A 19,573-nucleotide genomic window follows, 5' to 3' on the forward strand; every position below is an offset into this window, starting at 1 on the left:
TCATGGGAGCCCAGCTCCGGGTCTACAAGCGTCGCATCCGATCCGTCACCGCGACCAAGAAGATCACCAAGGCGATGGAGATGATCGCCGCCTCGCGTGTCGTCAAGGCGCAGCGCAAGGTGGCGGCCTCCGCGCCGTACGCGACCGAGCTCACCCGCGCGGTCTCGGCGGTCGGCACCGGTTCGAACACCAAGCACCCGCTGACCACGGAGGCGGAGACGGCGACCCGTGCCGCGGTGCTGCTCCTCACGAGCGACCGCGGACTGGCCGGCGCCTTCAACTCCAACGCGATCAAGGCCGCCGAGCAGCTGACGGCGCGCCTCGAGGCGGAGGGCAAGGAGGTCGACACGTACATCGTCGGCCGCCGCGGTCTGGCCCACTACAACTTCCGCGAGCGCAAGGTCGCGGAGTCGTGGTCGGGTTTCACCGACGAGCCCACCTACGCGGACGCGAAGAAGGTCGCGGGTCCGCTGATCGAGGCCATCGAGAAGGACACGGCTGACGGCGGCGTGGACGAACTCCACATCGTCTTCACCGAGTTCGTCTCGATGATGACGCAGACGGCGCTCGACGACCGTCTGCTGCCGCTCAGCCTCGACGAGGTGGCGGAGGAAGCAGCCCCCAAGGGCGAGATCCTTCCGCTGTACGACTTCGAGCCCTCGGCGGAGGACGTCCTCGACGCCCTGCTGCCGCGCTATGTGGAGAGCCGCGTGTACAACGCGCTTCTCCAGTCGGCAGCCTCGAAGCACGCCGCCACGCGGCGCGCGATGAAGTCGGCCACCGACAACGCAGGAGAGCTCATCGAGACGCTCTCCCGCCTTGCCAACGCGGCCCGCCAGGCCGAAATCACCCAGGAAATCAGCGAGATCGTCGGTGGCTCCGCAGCCCTGGCCGACGCGACCGCGGGGAGTGACAGGTAATGACGACGACAGTTGAGACGGCCGTTGCCACGGGCCGCGTCGCCCGGGTCATCGGCCCGGTCGTCGACGTGGAATTCCCCGTCGACGCCATGCCGGAGATCTACAACGCCCTTCACGTCGAGGTGGCCGACCCGGCCCTCGCCGGCGAGAAGAAGACGCTGACCCTGGAGGTCGCCCAGCACCTGGGTGACGGCCTGGTCCGCACGATCTCGATGCAGCCCACCGACGGTCTGGTCCGCCAGGCCCCGGTCACCGACACCGGCAACGGCATCACCGTTCCGGTCGGCGACTTCACCAAGGGCAAGGTGTTCAACACCCTCGGCGAGGTGCTGAACGTCGACGAGACCTACGAGGGCGAGCGCTGGTCCATCCACCGCAAGGCCCCCAACTTCGACGAGCTCGAGTCGAAGACCGAGATGTTCGAGACCGGCGTCAAGGTCATCGACCTTCTCACCCCGTACGTCAAGGGTGGAAAGATCGGTCTGTTCGGCGGCGCCGGCGTCGGCAAGACGGTGCTCATCCAGGAGATGATCTACCGCGTCGCCAACAACCACGACGGTGTCTCCGTGTTCGCCGGCGTCGGTGAGCGCACCCGTGAGGGCAACGACCTCATCGAGGAGATGGCCGACTCGGGCGTCATCGACAAGACCGCCCTGGTCTTCGGCCAGATGGACGAGCCCCCGGGCACCCGTCTGCGCGTGGCCCTGGCCGGTCTGACCATGGCGGAGTACTTCCGCGATGTGCAGAAGCAGGACGTGCTGTTCTTCATCGACAACATCTTCCGCTTCACGCAGGCCGGTTCCGAGGTGTCGACCCTGCTCGGCCGTATGCCCTCCGCGGTGGGCTACCAGCCGAACCTGGCCGACGAGATGGGTCTCCTCCAGGAGCGCATCACCTCGACCCGCGGTCACTCGATCACCTCGATGCAGGCGATCTACGTCCCCGCGGACGACCTGACCGACCCGGCCCCGGCCACCACCTTCGCCCACCTCGACGCGACGACGGTGCTGTCCCGTCCGATCTCGGAGAAGGGCATCTACCCGGCCGTGGACCCGCTGGACTCCACGTCCCGGATCCTGGACCCCCGCTACATCGCGGCGGACCACTACAACACCGCGATGCGCGTCAAGACGGTCCTGCAGAAGTACAAGGACCTTCAGGACATCATCGCGATCCTCGGCATCGACGAGCTGGGCGAGGAGGACAAGCTCACCGTCCACCGCGCCCGTCGCGTCGAGCGCTTCCTGTCCCAGAACACCCACGTCGCCAAGCAGTTCACCGGCGTCGACGGGTCGGACGTCCCGCTGGACGAGTCGATCACCGCGTTCAACGCGATCATCGACGGCGAGTACGACCACTTCCCGGAGCAGGCGTTCTTCCTGTGCGGTGGCATCGAGGACCTGAAGGCCAACGCCAAGGAGCTGGGCGTCTCCTGAACTCCCTGAGTTCGCAGTGAGCCCCACGGCTCACGCCTGAGGGGGCGGGCGCGTCCCGCCCCCTCACGCACGCCCCTTAGACTTGTAACCAACACCCGGCAGAATCCGCCGGGTGGTGACCCGAGGAGCCACCTTGGCTGCTGAGCTGCACGTCGCGCTGGTCGCGGCCGACCGAGAGGTCTGGTCCGGCGAGGCCACCCTGGTCGTCGCGCGCACCACGTCCGGCGACATCGGCGTCATGCCCGGTCACCAGCCGCTGCTCGGTGTGCTGGAGTCGGGCCCGGTGACCATCCGTACGAGTGATGGTGGAACGGTCGTCGCCGCGGTGCACGGCGGTTTCATCTCGTTCGCGGACGACAAGCTGTCGCTGCTGGCCGAGATCGCCGAGCTGTCGGACGAGATCGACGTCCAGCGCGTGGAGCGGGAGCTGGAGCGCGCGAAGGCGGAGGGCGACGCCGCCGCCGAGCGTCGCGCGGACGTACGACTGCGTGCGGCGGCCTCGCGCTGACCCAGGGCACAGCCGCATGACGTCACTCAGCCGCGGTCGGTTCCGGAGCAATCCGGCGCCGACCGCGGCTGAGGCAGATCTGGATGTTTTTTCCGTTCCGTTACCTGTTTCGGTACCTAGGAGACGAGGAGGTCGGTGTCGATGGTCCTCGCTCTGACTGTGTGCGGAATCGTCGTGGCCCTGGTGGTGCTGGGGTTGTTCGTCTTCGGTCTGCGCCGCAGACTCATCCAGCGCTCCGGCGGCACCTTCGACTGTTCGCTGCGCTGGGACGTCTCCGAGGAGGCGGACACGAGCGGCAAGGGCTGGAGCTACGGCGTCGCCCGCTACAACGGCGACCGCATCGAGTGGTACCGGGTCTTCTCCTACGCCTACCGTCCGCGCCGGGTCCTGGAGCGCGGCTCGATCGAGGTGGCCGGCCGCCGGCTCCCCGACGGCGAGGAGGAGCTGGCGCTGCTGTCCGACGCCGTCGTCCTCGTCTGTGTGCACCGCGGGATCCGTCTCGAACTCGCCATGAGCGAGGACGCGTTGACCGGTTTCCTGGCCTGGCTGGAGGCGGCGCCGCCCGGTCAGCGGGTGAACGTGGCCTGACCGCGTTCGCCCTCCCCCGGAACAGGTCCGGGAGAGGGCGAAGTCGTTCGGTCATGCGGTCATACGCACTCGGTCAGTTCAGTCCGTTGCTGATGGCGTTCACCAGTTCGCCGTTGCCGGTGTCGCCGCTGAACTCCCAGAAGAACGCGCCGCCCAGGCCCTGGTTCTTGGCCCAGGTCATCTTCGTGGCGATGGTGGCCGGGGTGTCGTAGGACCACCAGTTGCCGCCGCACTTGGCGTATGCCGTGCCGGCGACGGTTCCGGTGGCGGGGCAGGACGTCTTGAGGACCTTGTAGTCTTCGATGCCCTGCTCGTAGGTGCCGGCCGCCGGGCCCGTGGCCGTGCCGCCGGGGGCGTCCTGGGTGACGCCGGTCCAGCCCCGTCCGTAGAAGCCGATGCCGATGAGCAGCTTGCTCGCGGGCACGCCCTTCGCCTTGAACTTGGCCATCGCGTCGGCCGTGGTGAACCCGGCGGTCGGGATGCCGCTGTACGAGGTGAGCGGCGAGTGCGGGGCGGTCGGGCCCTGGGCGGCCCAGGCGCCGAAGAAGTCGTACGTCATCACGTTGTACCAGTTGACGTACTGCGCGGCGCCCGCGTAGTCGGCGGCGTCGATCTTGCCTCCGGTGGAGCCGTCGGCGGTGGTCGCGGCGGTGACCAGGTTGCCCGTGCCGAACTTGGCGCGCAGGGCCTGCATCAGGTTCTTGTAGGCCGCGGGGCCGCTGGTGTCGCAGGACAGGCCGCAGGAGTTGGGGTACTCCCAGTCGATGTCGATGCCGTCGAAGACGTCGGCCCAGCGCGGGTCCTCGACCAGGTTGTAACAGGACTGCGCGAACGCGGCGGGGTTGGCCGCGGCCTGGGCGAAGCCGCCGGACCAGGTCCAGCCGCCGAAGGACCACAGCACCTTGATGTGCGGGTACTTGGCCTTGAGCTGGCGCAGCTGGTTGAAGTTGCCGCGCAGCGGCTGGTCCCAGGTGTCGGCGACGCCGCTGACGGACTGGTCGGCGGTGAAGGCCTTGTCGTAGTCGGCGAAGGAGTCGCCGATCGCGCACTGGCCGTTGGTGACGTTGCCGAAGGCGTAGTTGATGTGCGTGATCTTGGCGGCCGAGCCGGACGTCACCAGGTTCTTGACGTTGTAGTTGCGGCCGTAGATGCCCCACTCGGTGAAGTAGCCGAGCTTGACCTTGTCGCCGGTGGTCGGGGGAGTGGTGCCGCCGCCGGTGGTGTGGACGGCGACCGCGCCGCCGGCCGGGCCGGTCTGGTCGGCGGTGTCGCGGGCCCGGACGGTGTAGGAGTAGTCGGTGCCGGCGGTGAGGCCGGTGTCGGTGTACGAGGTCGTCGTCACGGTGGCGACCTTGGCGCCGTCGCGCAGGACGTCGTAGTTCTTGACGCCCTTGTCGTCGGTGGCGGCCGACCAGGCCAGCTTCACCGTGGTGTCGGTGACGGAGGACGCGGTCGGGGTGCCGGGGGCGGACGGCGGGGCGTCGCCCGGGACGCTCGTGCCGTCGCAGCTGCCGCCGTTGAGCTTGCAGTTGGACGGGGAGCCGGCGCCCGCGCCGTTGAAGCCGAAGCTGACCGAGGCGCCGGGGGCGAGGGAGCCGTTCCAGGACTTGTTCCTGGCGGTCCAGTGGAGGCCGGAGGACGTGACGTCGGCGTCCCAGGCGGAGGTGACGGACGTGCCGGAGGGGAAGTCCCACTCGATCGTCCAGGAGCTGATGGCGGTGGTGCCGGTGTTCTTCACCGTCCACCTGCCCTCGAAGCCGGTGCCCCAGTCGGAGGCCTTGGCGTAGGTGGCGGAGGCCGCCGATGAGTCTGCCGCCGCCTGGGCGGGGCCGGTGAGACCGACCAGGCCTGCCAGCGGGAGCAACAGCGTCGCGAACCCTGCCGCGGCTCTGTGTCTGAAGCGCATCCTGCGCCTCCTCGGGGGGAGTCGGGGGGCGTGACTGAGCCTTCACACCCACGGTGCCGCGAGAATAGAAAGGTCTGGACCATGGGTCAATAGGTCTGGACCACTGCACGGGATAAACCTCGGACCGCCACCGAAACGCCTCCCGAAACCCCCCGGCCGCGGACCCCGGACGTCAGTCGGGACCGGGCTCGACGCCCAGCTCCTGGGCCAGCACCGCCGCCTGGACCCGGCTGCGCAGCCCCAGCTTGCCCAGCAGCCGGCTCACATGGGTCTTCACCGTCGCCTCCGCCATGTCCAGGCGCGCGGCGATCCCCGCGTTGGACAGCCCCCGGCCCAGACAGGCCAGGACCTCGCGTTCGCGCCGGGTCAGCGCGTCGAGCACGGCGGGATCGGCCGCGGGCGCGCGGGCCGGCCGCGCGGCGAACTCGGCGATCAGACGGCGGGTCACGGCCGGGGCGATCAGGCCGTCCCCGGCCGCCACCGTGCGGACCGCGGTGAGCAGATCCCTCGCCTCGGTGTCCTTCAGCAGGAACCCGGACGCTCCCGCCCGCAGCGCGCCGAAGACGTACTCGTCGAGGTCGAAGGTGGTCAGCACCAGCACGTCGGCGAGGCCCTCCCCGACCACGGTCCGGGTCGCGGACACCCCGTCCAGGCGCGGCATCTGAACGTCCATCAGCACCAGGTCGGGCCGCAGCTCCCGGGCCAGCCGCACCGCCTGCTCGCCGTCCGCGGCCTCGCCGACCACCTCGATGTCGGGTGCGCTGCGCAGGATGAGGACCAGTCCCGCGCGGACCGCGGACTGGTCCTCGGCGACCAGGACCCGGATGGCGGCGCTCATGCGGACTCTCCTTCGGCGAGGGGAAGAACGGCGTGCACGCTCCAGCGCGAGCCCTCCGGTCCGGCGGCGAACGTGCCGCCCAGCAGCGCCGTCCGCTCCCGCATCCCGACGAGCCCGGCGCCCGATCCGGGGGCGCGGGGCCCGTCCCGGTGACCGCAGGGGCTCAGGACCCGCAGGTCGAGCGCGCCGTCGCGCTGGACCAGGCGGACGGTGACCCGGCCGGGGCGCGCGTGTTTGAGGGCGTTGGTGAGCGACTCCTGGACGATGCGGTAGGCGGCGAACTCGACGGGCGTGGGGAGCGTGCCGTGGTCGGCGTCGAGGCTGACGTCGAGCCCGTTGGCGCGGGCGCCGTCGACCAGCGCGCGCAGTCCGTCGAGGGTGGGGGCGGCGGCCGGCTCGCGGTCGCCGCTGCCGTCGCGCAGGATCCCGATCAGCCGCCGCATCTCCGCCAGCCCCTCGACGCTGTTCTCCCGGATGACGGCCAGGGACCGGCGGGAGGTCGCCGGATCGTCGAGGGAGAGGGCGGCCGTGGAGTGGATGGCGATCGCGGAGAGGTGGTTGGCGACCATGTCGTGCAACTCCCGCGCCATCCGCGCCCGCTCGGCCGTGACCGCCTGGGCGCGGTCCGCCTCGGCGAGCAGCGCGGTCTGTTCGGCGCGCAGCCGGGCGGCCTCGGCGGCGTCACGGTGATCGCGCACGATCCAGCCGGTGGCGGCCGGCCCGTAGGCGACGACGCCCACGATCACGCCGATCAGCAGCGCCTCCGGCACCCGCCACACCGCGAACGGCACCACGGTCCCCGCCACCGTGAGCAGCCCGGTGATCCACTGGATGCGGCGGGCGGAGGCGAGCGGGCCGTACAGGACGGCCGCGTACACGACGTCGGTGAACATCAGGATCGTGGACACGTTGCCCTGGGTCACGAGGTCCGCGGTGATCGTGACGCCGGCGACGGCCAGAGCCGTGCGCGGGGCCGTCCGGCGCAGCAGTTCGCAGCCGGCCATCACGGTGAGCGGCACCAGCACCGGCCAGGGGCCGTCGAAGAGGGTGATCGGGTCGTCGGACCTGCGCGTGCCCAGTCCGGCGGCCACCAGGAGCAGCCCGCCGAGCAGTCCGCCGGCCGCGAGGAGCACGTCGAACCGGTGCGGACGGGGGAGGCGTCGGGCGGGCATGCCCTCCATCCAACACGCCCTCCGCGCCGGGCGCGTGCACCCCGGGGACGGTCCGGGACTGCATCTTTCGATGTACCGCCGGTTCGTCATCGGCGACGACGAACGCGGGCCGCGGCGGCGGCAGCCTGGGAGGGTGAAGGAGAGGAGCCGACCGTGATCGTCGCGCTGATCGTCGCCTGCGAGGCGGCCTTCTGGGTGCTGCTGGCCGCCGGACTGGCCTGCCGGTACGTGTTGCGCATGCCGAGGCTGGGGCTGGCGCTGCTGCTGTGCGAGCCGCTGCTGGAGGTCGTGCTGTTCGCCGTGACCGTGGTCGACCTCAGGAACGGGGCCGAGCCGGACTGGCGGCACGGCCTCGCCGCCGTCTACATCGGCTTCACCGTGGGCCTCGGCCACTCCACGATCCGGTGGGTCGACGCCCGGGTGGCCCACCGCTTCGCCGGCGGTCCGCCGCCCGTGCGCCCGCCCCGGTACGGCACCGCCCGCGCGGTCCACGAGTGGAAGGTCGCCGGGCGCTGGACCGTCGCCGCGCTGACCGCCGCCGCCCTGCTCCAGGCGGCCGTCTGGTACGTCGGCGGCGAGGGCGGGACCGGCTCGCTGCGGGCGTGGCAGCAGCGGATGCTGTTCGTCGTCGGCGTCAATGCCGTCATCGCCGCGAGCTACACCCTCTTCCCGAAGAAGCGGCCGCGGGGCGAGCCCGAGCGGGAACCGGCCAACCTGGGACGAGGGCCGGCGGCGCGCCCGCCGCGGCCGTGACGGGCGCGGGCGTCAGCGTTCGCCGCCCGGCACCCACAGGACGTCGCCGGTGGCCTTGTTGGCGGTGCGGGCCAGGATGAACAGGAGGTCCGAGAGGCGGTTGAGGTAGGTCGCGGTCAGCGGGTTCATCGCCTCGCCGTGCACCTCCAGCGCCGCCCAGGTGGAGCGTTCGGCGCGCCGGACGACCGTGCAGGCCTGGTGCAGCAGGGCCGCGCCCGGCGAGCCGCCGGGAAGGATGAACGAGCGCAGCTTCTCCAGCCGCTCGTTGAAGCGGTCGCAGTCCGCTTCCAGCCGGTCGACGTAGAACTGCTCCACGCGCAGCGGCGGGAACCCGGGGTTCTCCGTCACCGGCGTCGACAGGTCCGCGCCCACGTCGAACAGGTCGTTCTGGACGCGGGTGAGGACGGCGACGAGTTCCTCGTCGAGCCCGCCCAGCGCGAGCGCCGTGCCGATCACCGCGTTCGCCTCGTTGGCGTCCGCGTACGCGGAGATCCGCAGATCGGTCTTGGCGACCCTGCTCATGTCGCCGAGGGCCGTGGTGCCCTGGTCGCCGGTCCTGGTGTAGATGCGCGTCAAATTGACCATGCCGTCAATCTAGACCGTCCCCGCGGACGCGTTCCGTTCCGTTCGTCACTGCGCCGGCCACGGGGTCACTTCAGGGCCAATCGGTGGGAATCGGGCAGGATTTGACGACGTGACCGGCGTCTCACGCCCTGAGACGTGAAACGCGTTACTAACCGGTCACACAGCGCCCCCCGACCGCTAATCTCCGGCCCAGAGGCACACGGACAGGTACAGGGACGGGCAACCGGACGGTCGGCCGGGCCCTCGGCCGGGACTCGACCGGACGGGCGGCCGGAACGGCTGCGCCGGATGGTTGAACGCCGGTGACATCGGACGCGTGAGCGGGCAGGGCTTCTACAGGCGCACACCGCACAGGCCCCACGGGCCTCACCCCTGCGGGTGAATTCGGTATCGGTTCGCTCACAGACGGCAACCTCCGGCCGCTTCACGCAGTCAGAGGATGCAACGCACCACCGGACATCACACCGCGGAGCACGAGACGCACGCTTAGGGGAGCGCTATGCACATCAGGGGCGACCACGTCGAGCTGGTCGTCGGGGGCCGTCTCGACGTCCGCAGCGCGGCGGACGCCCGTACGGCCCTGCACACGGCCGTCGACGACGGAGTCGGCGACCTGGTGCTCGACCTGTCCGAACTGGATTCCTGGGACGCCACCGGACTCGGCGTCATCATGGGCGTCCACCGACGGGCGGGTCGCTGCGGCCGGCGGCTGGTGCTGCGCGGCGTACCCCCGCAGATGCAACGCCTCCTGGTGGCCACCCGGTTGCACCGCATCCTCGCCATCGAGGGCGGCATCGGCGTGGAGTCGCTGCCCCGGGTGTGACCCACGGGGGCCTTGGCCTGCACGGGAATCGTGTGACGGGCGCAATCCTCACAAGACCGTGACGCTTCGGGCGGGGCGGCACCCCGGGCTGTCGTGGATACTGTGCGAAGGTTTACGGTTCGTCTGCCCGCCGCTCTCAGCCTCGAGCGGGCACCGGACCAGAAGCGACAGCGCAGTGTGCAGCAAGGCCGGGAGGGGCTACCGCCACACGACGCTTTTGGGGGGCTCGAACCTATGGACCCGAACCCGCGGGGACCCGAGGAGTACGGGCAGGACGGCGACGGGACAGCGCCGCGCCCACGCCCTTCCCGGGACCCCCTCACACCCGACTTCGGCCAGCACCAGCCGGCCCGGGCCCGTACCGTGCGCATCGTCGTCGGCGAACACCTGCTCACCGTCAACCCGGTGGACGGCAGCGAGATGGAACGGCGTCCGCCCGGCGAGCAGGACGGCGGACCGCCCGGCAAGCGCACGCCCGAGCAGCGCGCCGAGACCGAACGCGCCGCCCGGCCGCCCGCCCCCGCCGGCCCGGCCCGCACCCCGTGGCCGCTCCAGGGCCGCCAGGACGAACGCGAACAACTGGTCCGCCTGCTCGCCCGCGGCCGCTCCGTCCGTGTCACCGGCGCCCCCGGATCCGGCCGCACCAGTCTCCTCGACCTCGTCGCCGAGGACTGCGAGGACCTCGCCCCCGACGGCGTCGTCCGCCTCAGCGGCTTCGGCCGCACCGCCTCCGACCTGCTGCGCGAGCTCTTCCACGCCGTCCACGACGCCCCCCGGCACCGCCCCGGAGACGACGAGCTGCGCGACCTCGTCCGCGGGATCGGCGCGGTCGTCGTCGTCGACGACACCGACCTCGGCGGCGCCGCCCTCGACGAACTGCTCGACGCGACGCCCGAATGCGCCTTCCTCCTCGGCGCCGCCCCGGACGCCCCCGCCCCCTCCGCGGAGTCCGCCGTCGAGGAGGTCGCCCTCACCGGACTCGACCGCGCCGGCGGCGTCGAGGTCATCGAGCAGGCCGTCGGCCGGGTCCTCACCGAGGAGGAGGCCAACTGGGCCGGAGACCTCTGGTTCGAGTCCGAGGGCCTGCCGCTGCGGTTCGTCCAGGCCGGCGCCCTGCTCCGGCAGCGCGACCGGCTGCGCGCCGACGCCGACGCGGTCGACGCCTTCGGCGTCTTCGAGGACGCCCGGCCGCTCCCCGCACCGGCCGAGGCCGCCGCCGGGGCCGGTGAGGCGGAGGAGATACCCCTGCCCTCCCTCGGCGAGGCCGCCGCGCCCGCGCCGCTGCTCGCCGCCCGCCTGAGCGCCTCTGCCCGCGCCACCCTGCGCTTCGCCGTCGCCCTGGGCGGCGAGGTCCCGCACCAGGCGCACCTGCCCGCCCTGGTCGGCGACACCCACGCCGACGCGGCCCTCGGCGAACTGGCCGCCTGCGGACTCGTCTCCCCGGTCGGCACCCGCTACCGCCTCGCCGTCGGCGTGCGGACCCAGCTGGAGGCCGCCGGATACGCCGACGACGTCGAGGCCCGCGTCCTGGCCGCCGCCCAGCACTACGCCTGGTGGGCCGGACACCCCTCCGTCACCCCCGAGCGGGTGTGCGCCGAGGCCGACGCGGTGCTCGCCGCGCTCGCCGCCCTCGTCCCCGCCACCACCCGCCCCGAAGAGGGCGAGGAGGCCACCGCGGTCCGGCTCGCCCGCACCGCCGCCCCCGCCTTCGCCGCGGGGCTGCACTGGCGGGCCTGGGCGAGCGCCCTGCACGAGGGCGCCGAAGCCGCCCGGCTGGCCGGCGAGTCCGGCGACCGCGCCTACTTCCACCACGAACTGGGCGTCCTCGCCCTGTGCACCGGCGACCTCGACCGCGCCCGCTCCGAGCTGGAGGCCTCCCTCGCGCTGCGCGGGGTCATCTCCGACAAGCGCGGCACCGTGGCCGGCCGGCGCGCCCTCGCCCTGGTCGCCGACGCCTCCGGCGACATACCCGGCCTGCCGACGACGACCCCGCCCGTGGCCGCCGACGAGGAGACGCCCGAGGCACGCCACGAGGAGTCCGCGCCCGCGCCGCGCGCCGTCCAGGCGGCGCTCCCGTCCTTCGCGCCGGAGGCGGAGACCCTCGTCGCCCGCCGCGAACCGCCCGCCCGGCCCTTCGGGCCGGCCAAGCACCAGCGCGGCGGCCTGCGGGGCCTGGCCCGGCGCAACCTCGTCGCGGCCGGCGCGGGCGCGCTGCTCGTCGCCGTGCTCGGCACGGTGGTGACGCTGGGCGCGACCTCCGACAACGACGCCCACAACCCCTCCGACCGGGTGGGCGTCAACCCGACCGCCGACGCCGGGCAGAACGGCGACGACCCGAACGACGACACCCCCGGCGACGCCGGCTCGTCCTCCGACACCGGCGAGGCGACCAGCGGGCCGACCGACCCCGGTCCGGACGGCACGATGGGCACCACGGACGACCCCTCGCCCACGGGACCGGCCGAACCGTCCCCGGACGCCACCGGTTCCCCCGGCGGTCCCGGGCACGGCAGCTCGCCGTCGAGCACGCCCAGGCCCTCCACGTCGCCCAGCCACAGCACCGGGCCCTCGGCGACGCCCTCGCAGTCGGCGTCGTCGAGCTCGTCCGGTTCGCCGAGCCCTTCCGCGTCGGAAACCGAGGAACCCACCGGGACGCCGACCGGGGACACTTCGAACTCGGCGGGCAGTCCGATGTCGTCCGCGCCGGGCGGCTCCCTCACCTCCACCGGGCCCGCCGCGGACGCCGTCCCGCCCGCCACGCCGGACGAAGTGCTCTAGCCCGCCCGAGCCCGCGGACACACGGGAACGGGCCGGTTCCGCAGGGGAACCGGCCCGTTCCCGTTCGTCCCGCGCGCGGGACGGTCCGGATCGCGCGGGTGTGCTCAGAACAGGCGCAGCTTGTCGTCCTCGATGCCGCGCAGGGCGTTGTAGTCGAGGACCGTGCAGCCGATGCCGCGGTCCGTGGCCAGCACACGGGCCTGGGGCTTGATCTCCTGGGCCGCGAAGACGCCGCGCACCGGCGCGAGATGCGGATCGCGGTTCAACAGCTCCAGATAGCGCGTGAGTTGCTCGACGCCGTCGATCTCGCCGCGCCGCTTGATCTCCACCGCGACGGTCTGCCCCGCCGCGTCCCGGCACAGGATGTCGACCGGTCCGATGGCCGTCATGTACTCGCGGCGGATGAGGGTGTAGCCCTCGCCGAGGGTCTCGATGCGGTCGGCGAGCAGTTCCTGGAGGTGCGCTTCCACGCCGTCCTTGATCAGGCCGGGATCGACGCCCAGTTCGTGCGACGAGTCGTGGAGGATCTCCTCCATCGTGATGATGAGCTTCTCGCCGCCCTTGTTGACGACGGTCCACACGCCCTCCTCGTCGCCCGCGCCCTCCTTGAGCGTGCAGGGCGGCGACATCCAGTTCAGGGGCTTGTAGGCGCGGTCGTCCGCATGGATCGAGACGCTGCCGTCCGCCTTCACCAGAATGAGGCGGGGAGCGGAAGGGAGATGGGCGGTGAGCCGGCCGGCGTAGTCGACGGAGCACCGGGCGATGACGAGACGCATGGGGCGCAACGCTATCCGACGCCCCCGCCCCCAAGCGATTCGCCCTGGAAAAAGATCCTTCGGCGGGCGCTCGACAGTGGCCGATTGTGAGCCCAACCCAGGTTCCCTATGTGCCCATTCTCCTGGTGCGGTCACCGTCCGTTGCCTACCGTAGGGAACGGGAGGTCGCGATGCGTGTACTCAGCGTGTGCGGTGTTTCGGCATGCGGACTCCCGTCCCTGTCCGGCAACCCCTGCTGTTTTGGGGGTGCGAGAGGAGTACCCATGTCGCTCGACGTCTCACCGGCCCTACTCGAACAGGCCGAGCGAGGCGAGGTCGACGAAGCACAATTCGTCGACTGCGTCCGGACCTCCCTGCCCTACGCATGGGAGATGGTCAGCTCCCTGGTGGCCCAGCTGAAGGTGGACGGCGCGGACTTCGCCGACAACCAGACGCCCCCGCCGGACGAGCAGGCACGCGGGCAGTTGCTGCGCGCGCTCGCGAGTGACGCCATACGCGGTGCGCTGCAACGGCACTTCGGTGTGCGGCTGGCCTTCCAGAACTGCCACCGGGTGGCGGTGTTCCCGTTGGACCCCGCGGTCGACGAGAAGCTCGGCCGCTTCACCTCGGTCCGCAGCCAGGTGCTGAACCAGTCCCCGGAATTCCGGGACTGCTGAACCGGTGAGGCTGTCGCTTGCCGCTCCTGACGCGGGAGGTTCCACAGACACGGGAGCGGCAGGCCTCAGGGTCGGCTGGGCTGTTCACCGGAGGTGGGGGAGCACCTCCGAGCCCAGCCGCCATACGTTCTCCTCCGTGGCCGCGAGGTCGCCGGAGCCCTCGACGAGCAGCGCGAAGCGCGAGATGCCGGTCCGTTCGCTGGTCGCCGCGAGGCGGTCGGCGCACAACCGCGGGGTGCCCACCGGGTGCAGTCCGCAGAGCAGTTCGGTGTACGCCACCGGGTCCCGCATGCTGCGGGCTCGGCCGTCCACCGTCACATGCGCGTCCAGGCCCTGCCTGAGCCAGCCCGGCATCGCCTTCACCAGCGTCTCCACCGCGTCCGTGCGCCGGTCCGCGATCTGGCAGACGCCCGCCGACACATGCGCCGCGCCCCGGATCTCGTCCCCCGAGCGGCCGGCGGCGCGCGCGCAGTGCCGCCACTGGGCGACCATCTCGGCCTTCTCCTCGTCCCCGACGTGCATGCCGAGCAGCATCGGCAGCCCGCGCTCGGCGGCCAGCCGCACGCTCGCCGGGGAGGTGCACGCCACGACGACCTCCGGTCCCGCCGTCTCGGTCAGGGCCTCCGACGGCCGGGGGACGACGGGGACCTCGCGGAAGCGGAACCGCTCGCCGTCCGCTCCCACCGAGGGCTCGCGCAGCCAGCGCACCAGCAGATCGAGTGATTCCGGGAACCCCTGCTCGTACGCGCGCAGCCCGGCGCCGAAGACCTCCAGGTCGACCCACGGGCCGCCGCGGCCCACGCCCAGCGAGAAGCGGCCGCCGCTCGTCAGGTGCAGCAGGGCGGCCTGTTCGCCGAGGGCCACGGGATGGACGGTGGGCAGTACGCTGACCGCCGTGCCGACCCGGATGCGCCGCGTGCGGCCCAGCAGCAGCGCGGCGAGCGTGACCGCCGACGGACACGTGCCGTACGGCACGAAGTGGTGCTCGGCCAGCCAGACCGAGTCCAGGCCCGCCTCCTCGGCCACCTCGGCGGAGCGGACGGCGCGGTGCAGCGCCTCCCCCTGGCCCTGGCCGGGGAACTGGGCTCCCAACACGAAACTTCCGACACGCATGGACATTCCTGCTTCCTTGGCTCCGACGCGGAGCTCCCCCACCGGGCATAACCGTCCGACACGTGCCGAGGACACGGCCTGGCGAAGAGATTTCCGGATTGTCTGCAGAATGCGGCGTCCAGCAGGGTGACTTGCGGGGGCGGCCGACCTACGGGCGCCCCGGTCCGGGCCGCGTACGCTGGACGCCGAACCCGCTTCCCGCAGAGTCCCGTGAGGTGTCCCGTGTCCCCGCGCCGCAACCGACCCAAGGGTGAGAGCTCGTCCGGCCGGAGCGCCGAGGACGACGGCGCGGGCCGTTACGGCGGCTGGCAGTCGGCGGAGGCCTGGCAGGGCGAGCGGTGGAGCGTGCGCCACGTGGCGGGTTCGAGCGCGCAGGGCAAGGCCTACCGATGCCCCGGCTGCGACCAGCTCATCCCCGACGGCGTCCCGCACGTCGTCGCCTGGCCCGAGCACGCGGGCGTGGACGACCGCCGGCACTGGCACAAGGCGTGCTGGAACGCACGGGACCGCCGCACCCCGGGGGTGCAGCGGTCCCGTAACGCACCGAGGTTCTAGCCTCGGCCCCACGTGGAGCGGGCTGCCTCGCGGCGGGTCAGACGTCCCGCTTCTCCAGCAGGGCGAAGGCGGCGCCGAGCGCGGCGGCGGTCACGCCCAGCGCGATCCACAGCGGGTCCCAGCCGCTCGGTCCGCTCTCGCTGAGCGAGGTCGCGTAGAAGACGCTCATCTGGTTCGGGATCGAGTACTCGAACAGGGCCTGGCGCAGGTCCTCCAGCGAGGACGAGAACATGAAGATCGCGATGACCAGCGGGGCCAGCAGGAGGCCGATCATGATGGTGATCGCGCCCGCGGAGTGCCGGATGATCGAACCGACGGCCAGCGAGAGCAGGCCGAGCAGCGCGACGTACAGGGACACGCCGACCGTCGCCTTCAGCCACTCCCCGCCCGTCGGCTGCCGGGCGTCGCCCAGCATGCCCACGTGCACCAGGGCGACGAGGCCGGACGACAGGAGCGTCACCACGAAGGCGACGGCGAAGAACACGACGGCCTTCGCCGCGAGGACCCGCCCGCGCGACGGGCAGGCCACCATGGTCGTGCGGATCATGCCGGTGCCGTACTCCGAGGCCGTGGTCAGCACGCCCAGCGTGATGACGCACATGCTGCCCAGGAGGAGCCCGAAGAACCCGAACGGCAGGGCGGTCTCGTCCGAGAGGTCGCTCTCCGAGGCGCTCGCGGCGACCACCGCGCCGGCCAGCAGGCCGACGCCGACGACGAGCAGCACGAACACGCCCAGCGTCCACATCGTGGACCGCACCGACCGGATCTTGGTCCACTCCGAGGCGACGGCGTGCCCGAGGTGGGTGCGCACGACGGGGATCGGCGAGGTGTAGCCGGGGCCGGCCTGGGCGTACGAGGGGCCGGGCGCCTGCCAGGCGGGCGCGGCCTGCGGCGGCTGGTGCTGCGGGGTGCTCATCGGGCGTCCTCGGACTTGGTCGGGGCTGCGTCGGGGGCGGGGGAGGAATCAGAGGCCGGAGTGGCGGCGGAGGGCTGCGCCGGGGCGGGGGCCGGCGCCGCGGCCGGCTCCGCCGGGGCCTGGGCGGGCGGCTGGGCGGCCGCCGCGTACGGGTTGGCCCCACCGGGCCCGGGAGCCGCCCCGGGCGCGCCTTGGGCGCCGTACGCCCCGTAGGAGGCCGCCGGAGGCGTCTGCGCGGGCTGCGGGGGCGCGTAGCCCTGCTGCGGGGGCGGCGGGGCGTACCAGCCCGGCTGGCCCTGGCCCGGCACGGGCATCGGCACCGGCGGCTGGACGCCGGGCGGCAACTGCTGCTGGAGCCCGGCCTTCTGGTCGATGGTCGAGCGGTAGTCGACGGCGCCCTGCGTCATCCGCATGTACGCCTCCTCCAGCGAGGCCTGGTGCGGCGACAGCTCCCACAGCCGGACGTCGGTGTCGTGGGCGATGTCGCTGATGCGGGGCAGCGGCAGACCCGTCACCCGCAGCGCTCCGTCCGGCTCGGGCAGCACATGGCCGCCCGCCTCGGTCAGCGCCGACGCCAGCTTCTCGCGCAGCGGCGGGTCGGTGTGCGGGGTGCGCACCCGGGCGAAGTCGGCGGAGTTGGCCGAGATGAAGTCCGTCACGCTCATGTCGGACAGCAGCTGCCCGCGCCCGATGACGATCAGGTGGTCCGCGGTCAGGGCCATCTCGCTCATCAGGTGCGAGGAGACGAACACCGTGCGGCCCTCGGCGGCCAGCGACCTCATCAGGTTGCGCACCCAGAGGATGCCCTCGGGGTCGAGGCCGTTGACCGGCTCGTCGAAGAGCAGCACCTGCGGGTCGCCGAGCAGCGCGGCCGCGATCCCGAGCCGCTGGCCCATGCCCAGGGAGAAACCCTTGGAGCGCTTTCTGGCCACGTCCTGGAGGCCGACGACGCCGAGCACCTCGTCGACCCGGCGGGCCGGGATGCCGGACAGCTGGGCCAGGCACAGCAGGTGGTTGCGGGCGTGCCGGCCGCCGTGCACCGCCTTGGCGTCGAGCAGCGCGCCCACCTGCCGGGCCGCGTTCGGCAGCTTGCGGTACGGGTAGCCGCCGATCGTCACCGTGCCCGCCGTCGGATTGTCCAGGCCGAGGATCATCCGCATGGTCGTCGACTTGCCCGAGCCGTTCGGACCGAGGAAGCCCGTCACCGCGCCGGGCCGTACCTGGAAGGAAAGGTTGTGAACAGCGGTCTTGTCGCCGTAGCGCTTGGTCAGGCCGACTGCTTCGATCATGCTCCGCACCCATCGAAAGGATCAGGACAGCAGGGCACACGCCCCCGTAAGGGTTAGGAGGATATCGGGGCGCTGACGGTTCCGCTCAAATGAAAGCAAAGACCGAAGCGTGACCCGTCCCGTCGTGCCAGGCGCCGTACCGGCCGGGCGCCGTCCCGCGTCACAGGCCGTCCCCCCTCGCAGGCGCGGGCTCCGATCAGGCGTCGCGCCGCTTGAGAAGCAGGTAGCCGCCCGCCAGCGCGGCCGCCACCCACAGGGCCATGATGGCGAAGCCGCCCCACGGCCCGTACGGGGTGTCGTCGTCGATCGGCGTCACCACCCGCATGATCTTGCTGCCGGCCTGGTCGGGCAGGTACTGGCCGATCTTCTTCGTCGCGGAGACGTTGCCGAGGATGTTGGAGATCAGGAAGAAGAACGGCATCAGGATGCCGAGCGAGAGCATCGGCGAGCGCAGCATCGTCGCCACACCCATCGAGAACAGGGCGATCAGCGTCATGTACAGGCCGCCGCCGATCACCGCGCGCAGCACCCCGCTGTCACCGATCTCCGCCCGGTGCGAGCCGAGCATGGCCTGCCCGAGGAAGAACGTGACGAAGCTGGTGACGAGGCCGACCGCCAGCGCCAGTCCGCCCGCCACCACGATCTTGCTGAACATGAACGCCCCGCGCTGCGGCACCGCGGCCAGGGAGGTGCGGATCATGCCCGTGCTGTACTCGTTCGACACGACCAGCACCCCGAACACGATCATCGCGAGCTGGCCGAGGCCCATCCCGGCGAAGCTGATGAACGTCGGGTCGAAGGAGAGCCGGTCGTCGCGGCTCATGTCGTCGAAGTCGTTGTTCGACAGCGCCGAGATCAGCATGCCGAGGGCGACGGTGACGATCACCGAGAGGGAGAGCGTCCACACGGTGGACGCCACCGACCGGATCTTGGTCCACTCGGACCGGATGACCTGGGTCGCCGCCATCGTCAGCTCCTCGTCCCGTCGTCGCCCCACCGCTTCTGCGGCGGCGCGTCCGAATGCGCGTGGTACTCCACCGACTCGGCGGTCAGCTGCATGAACGCCTCCTCCAGCGAGGCCCGCTGGGGACTCAGCTCGTGCAGCACCACCCGGTGGCGCGCGGCCAGCTCCCCGATGTGCTCGGGCTTGCCGTCGTCCACCTCCAGCGCCCCGTCGCCGGCCTGCACGACGGTGGTCCCGGCCGCGTGCAGCACGTCGAGCAGCCGCTCGCGCTCGGGGGTGCGCACCCGCACGTACGACCGCGAGTTCTGCGCGATGAAGTCGGCCATCGAGGTGTCGGCGAGCAGCCGGCCCTGCCCGATGACCACCAGATGGTCCGCCGTCAGCGCCATCTCGCTCATCAGATGCGAGGAGACGAACACCGTCCGCCCCTGCGCGGCCAGCGTCTTCATCAGGTTGCGGATCCAGTGGATGCCCTCGGGGTCGAGCCCGTTGACCGGCTCGTCGAACATCAGGATCCGCGGGTCGCCGAGCAGCGCCCCCGCGATGCCCAGCCGCTGGCCCATGCCCAGCGAGAACCCCTTCGCCTTCTTCCCCGCCACCGCCGTCAGACCGACGGTGTCCAGCACCTCGTGCACCCGGCCGCGGGGGATGCCGTTGCTCTGCGCCAGACACAGCAGATGGTTGAACGCGCTGCGCCCGCCGTGCATGGCCTTCGCGTCCAGCAGGGCGCCGATGTACTTCAGAGGGTCCTTGAGCCGGTCGTAGTGCTGCCCGTCGATCCGCACGTCCCCGGCCGTCGGCCGGTCCAGGCCCAGCATCATCCGCATGGTCGTGGACTTGCCGGCGCCGTTGGGCCCGAGGAAGCCCGTGACGATGCCCGGTCTGACGGTGCACGTCAGATCGTTCACCGCCACCTTCTCGCCGTACCGCTTCGTCAGGCCCTCGAGCTCGATCATGCGGCCACGCTAGAACGCGCCAAAGCCCTCTGCCACCGGAG

Annotated in this window: 19 protein-coding genes; 9 read left to right on the forward strand and 10 right to left on the reverse strand. The window is 71.9% G+C overall.

The annotated features are described in order from the left end of the window. Nucleotides 1-2: 2 nt before the first annotated feature. The 4 genes from OG802_RS24415 to OG802_RS24430 all read left to right on the forward strand — a co-directional run bounded on the left by OG802_RS24415 (nucleotide 3) and on the right by OG802_RS24430 (nucleotide 3,452). On the forward strand, nucleotides 3-920 hold the full coding sequence (locus tag OG802_RS24415; RefSeq protein WP_329413644.1) for a F0F1 ATP synthase subunit gamma: 918 nt from the start codon (nucleotides 3-5) through the stop codon (nucleotides 918-920). Further along, on the forward strand, nucleotides 920-2,356 hold the full coding sequence (atpD, locus tag OG802_RS24420; protein ID WP_329413645.1) for a F0F1 ATP synthase subunit beta: 1,437 nt from the start codon (nucleotides 920-922) through the stop codon (nucleotides 2,354-2,356). Before OG802_RS24415 ends, atpD begins: the two co-directional genes overlap by 1 nt. 133 nt (nucleotides 2,357-2,489) lie before the next feature. Next, the gene (locus tag OG802_RS24425; protein WP_062642034.1) at nucleotides 2,490-2,864 is read left to right on the forward strand and encodes a F0F1 ATP synthase subunit epsilon; all 375 of its coding nucleotides are present in this window, start codon (nucleotides 2,490-2,492) and stop codon (nucleotides 2,862-2,864) included. A 141-nt stretch (nucleotides 2,865-3,005) separates the two neighbouring features. Further along, nucleotides 3,006-3,452 carry a DUF2550 domain-containing protein gene (locus OG802_RS24430; protein ID WP_329413646.1) on the forward strand — a complete coding sequence of 149 codons (447 nt, stop codon included), beginning with the start codon at nucleotides 3,006-3,008 and terminating at the stop codon, nucleotides 3,450-3,452. 73 nt (nucleotides 3,453-3,525) lie between these two features. On the opposite strand, the gene OG802_RS24435 is transcribed toward OG802_RS24430, so the two are convergent. The 3 genes from OG802_RS24435 to OG802_RS24445 form a co-directional block, all read right to left on the reverse strand. After that, on the reverse strand, nucleotides 3,526-5,358 hold the full coding sequence (locus OG802_RS24435) for a glycoside hydrolase family 18 chitinase (RefSeq protein WP_329413648.1): 1,833 nt from the start codon (nucleotides 5,356-5,358) through the stop codon (nucleotides 3,526-3,528). 172 nt (nucleotides 5,359-5,530) lie between these two features. After that, a complete protein-coding gene (locus OG802_RS24440; protein WP_329413649.1) occupies nucleotides 5,531-6,196 on the reverse strand; it encodes a response regulator transcription factor in 666 nt (221 codons plus the stop codon). Continuing rightward, nucleotides 6,193-7,368, reverse strand: coding sequence for a sensor histidine kinase (locus OG802_RS24445; protein WP_329413651.1), 1,176 nt, complete (start codon nucleotides 7,366-7,368; stop codon nucleotides 6,193-6,195). Before OG802_RS24445 ends, OG802_RS24440 begins: the two co-directional genes overlap by 4 nt. A gap of 153 nt (nucleotides 7,369-7,521) precedes the next feature. On the opposite strand from OG802_RS24445, the gene OG802_RS24450 reads away from it, so the two are divergent. Then, complete coding sequence (locus OG802_RS24450) at nucleotides 7,522-8,121, forward strand: hypothetical protein (protein ID WP_329413653.1); 600 nt, start codon at nucleotides 7,522-7,524, stop codon at nucleotides 8,119-8,121. 12 nt (nucleotides 8,122-8,133) lie between these two features. On the opposite strand, the gene OG802_RS24455 is transcribed toward OG802_RS24450, so the two are convergent. Beyond that, a complete protein-coding gene (locus OG802_RS24455; protein ID WP_329413655.1) occupies nucleotides 8,134-8,706 on the reverse strand; it encodes a cob(I)yrinic acid a,c-diamide adenosyltransferase in 573 nt (190 codons plus the stop codon). Nucleotides 8,707-9,205: 499 nt separating this feature from the next. Here OG802_RS24455 and OG802_RS24460 point away from each other — a divergent pair, with 499 nt between their 5' ends. Continuing rightward, nucleotides 9,206-9,529: an STAS domain-containing protein gene (locus tag OG802_RS24460; protein WP_020131168.1), complete on the forward strand. Its 324-nt coding sequence runs from the start codon at nucleotides 9,206-9,208 to the stop codon at nucleotides 9,527-9,529. A gap of 234 nt (nucleotides 9,530-9,763) precedes the next feature. Continuing rightward, entirely contained in the window at nucleotides 9,764-12,307 is a 2,544-nt protein-coding gene (locus OG802_RS24465) for an ATP-binding protein (RefSeq protein WP_329413656.1), read from the forward strand. A gap of 104 nt (nucleotides 12,308-12,411) precedes the next feature. Here OG802_RS24465 and nucS read toward each other — a convergent pair whose 3' ends face one another. Further along, nucleotides 12,412-13,083: an endonuclease NucS gene (nucS, locus tag OG802_RS24470; RefSeq protein ID WP_329413657.1), complete on the reverse strand. Its 672-nt coding sequence runs from the start codon at nucleotides 13,081-13,083 to the stop codon at nucleotides 12,412-12,414. A gap of 263 nt (nucleotides 13,084-13,346) precedes the next feature. Between nucS and OG802_RS24475 the strand changes: the two genes are divergently transcribed. Then, on the forward strand, nucleotides 13,347-13,739 hold the full coding sequence (locus OG802_RS24475; RefSeq protein ID WP_329413658.1) for an SCO5389 family protein: 393 nt from the start codon (nucleotides 13,347-13,349) through the stop codon (nucleotides 13,737-13,739). Nucleotides 13,740-13,823: 84 nt separating this feature from the next. Here the strand turns inward: OG802_RS24475 and OG802_RS24480 are convergent, their stop codons facing one another. Then, the gene (locus OG802_RS24480) at nucleotides 13,824-14,852 is read right to left on the reverse strand and encodes an LLM class flavin-dependent oxidoreductase (RefSeq protein WP_329413660.1); all 1,029 of its coding nucleotides are present in this window, start codon (nucleotides 14,850-14,852) and stop codon (nucleotides 13,824-13,826) included. A gap of 222 nt (nucleotides 14,853-15,074) precedes the next feature. Between OG802_RS24480 and OG802_RS24485 the strand changes: the two genes are divergently transcribed. Continuing rightward, the gene (locus OG802_RS24485; protein ID WP_329413661.1) at nucleotides 15,075-15,407 is read left to right on the forward strand and encodes an ATP/GTP-binding protein; all 333 of its coding nucleotides are present in this window, start codon (nucleotides 15,075-15,077) and stop codon (nucleotides 15,405-15,407) included. A 37-nt stretch (nucleotides 15,408-15,444) separates the two neighbouring features. Here the strand turns inward: OG802_RS24485 and OG802_RS24490 are convergent, their stop codons facing one another. The 4 genes from OG802_RS24490 to OG802_RS24505 all read right to left on the reverse strand — a co-directional run bounded on the left by OG802_RS24490 (nucleotide 15,445) and on the right by OG802_RS24505 (nucleotide 19,532). Next, nucleotides 15,445-16,323 carry an ABC transporter permease subunit gene (locus OG802_RS24490; protein ID WP_329413664.1) on the reverse strand — a complete coding sequence of 293 codons (879 nt, stop codon included), beginning with the start codon at nucleotides 16,321-16,323 and terminating at the stop codon, nucleotides 15,445-15,447. Next, a complete protein-coding gene (locus OG802_RS24495) occupies nucleotides 16,320-17,612 on the reverse strand; it encodes an ABC transporter ATP-binding protein (protein WP_329413666.1) in 1,293 nt (430 codons plus the stop codon). The genes OG802_RS24490 and OG802_RS24495 overlap by 4 nt, the downstream gene beginning before the upstream one ends. A gap of 196 nt (nucleotides 17,613-17,808) precedes the next feature. Further along, nucleotides 17,809-18,579, reverse strand: a complete 771-nt coding sequence (locus tag OG802_RS24500) for an ABC transporter permease (protein ID WP_329413667.1) — start codon at nucleotides 18,577-18,579, stop codon at nucleotides 17,809-17,811. 2 nt (nucleotides 18,580-18,581) lie between these two features. Then, on the reverse strand, nucleotides 18,582-19,532 hold the full coding sequence (locus OG802_RS24505) for an ABC transporter ATP-binding protein (protein ID WP_329413668.1): 951 nt from the start codon (nucleotides 19,530-19,532) through the stop codon (nucleotides 18,582-18,584). Nucleotides 19,533-19,573 lie beyond the last annotated feature (41 nt).

Source organism: Streptomyces sp. NBC_00704 (genome assembly GCF_036226605.1).
Classification (GTDB): Bacteria; Actinomycetota; Actinomycetes; order Streptomycetales; family Streptomycetaceae; genus Streptomyces.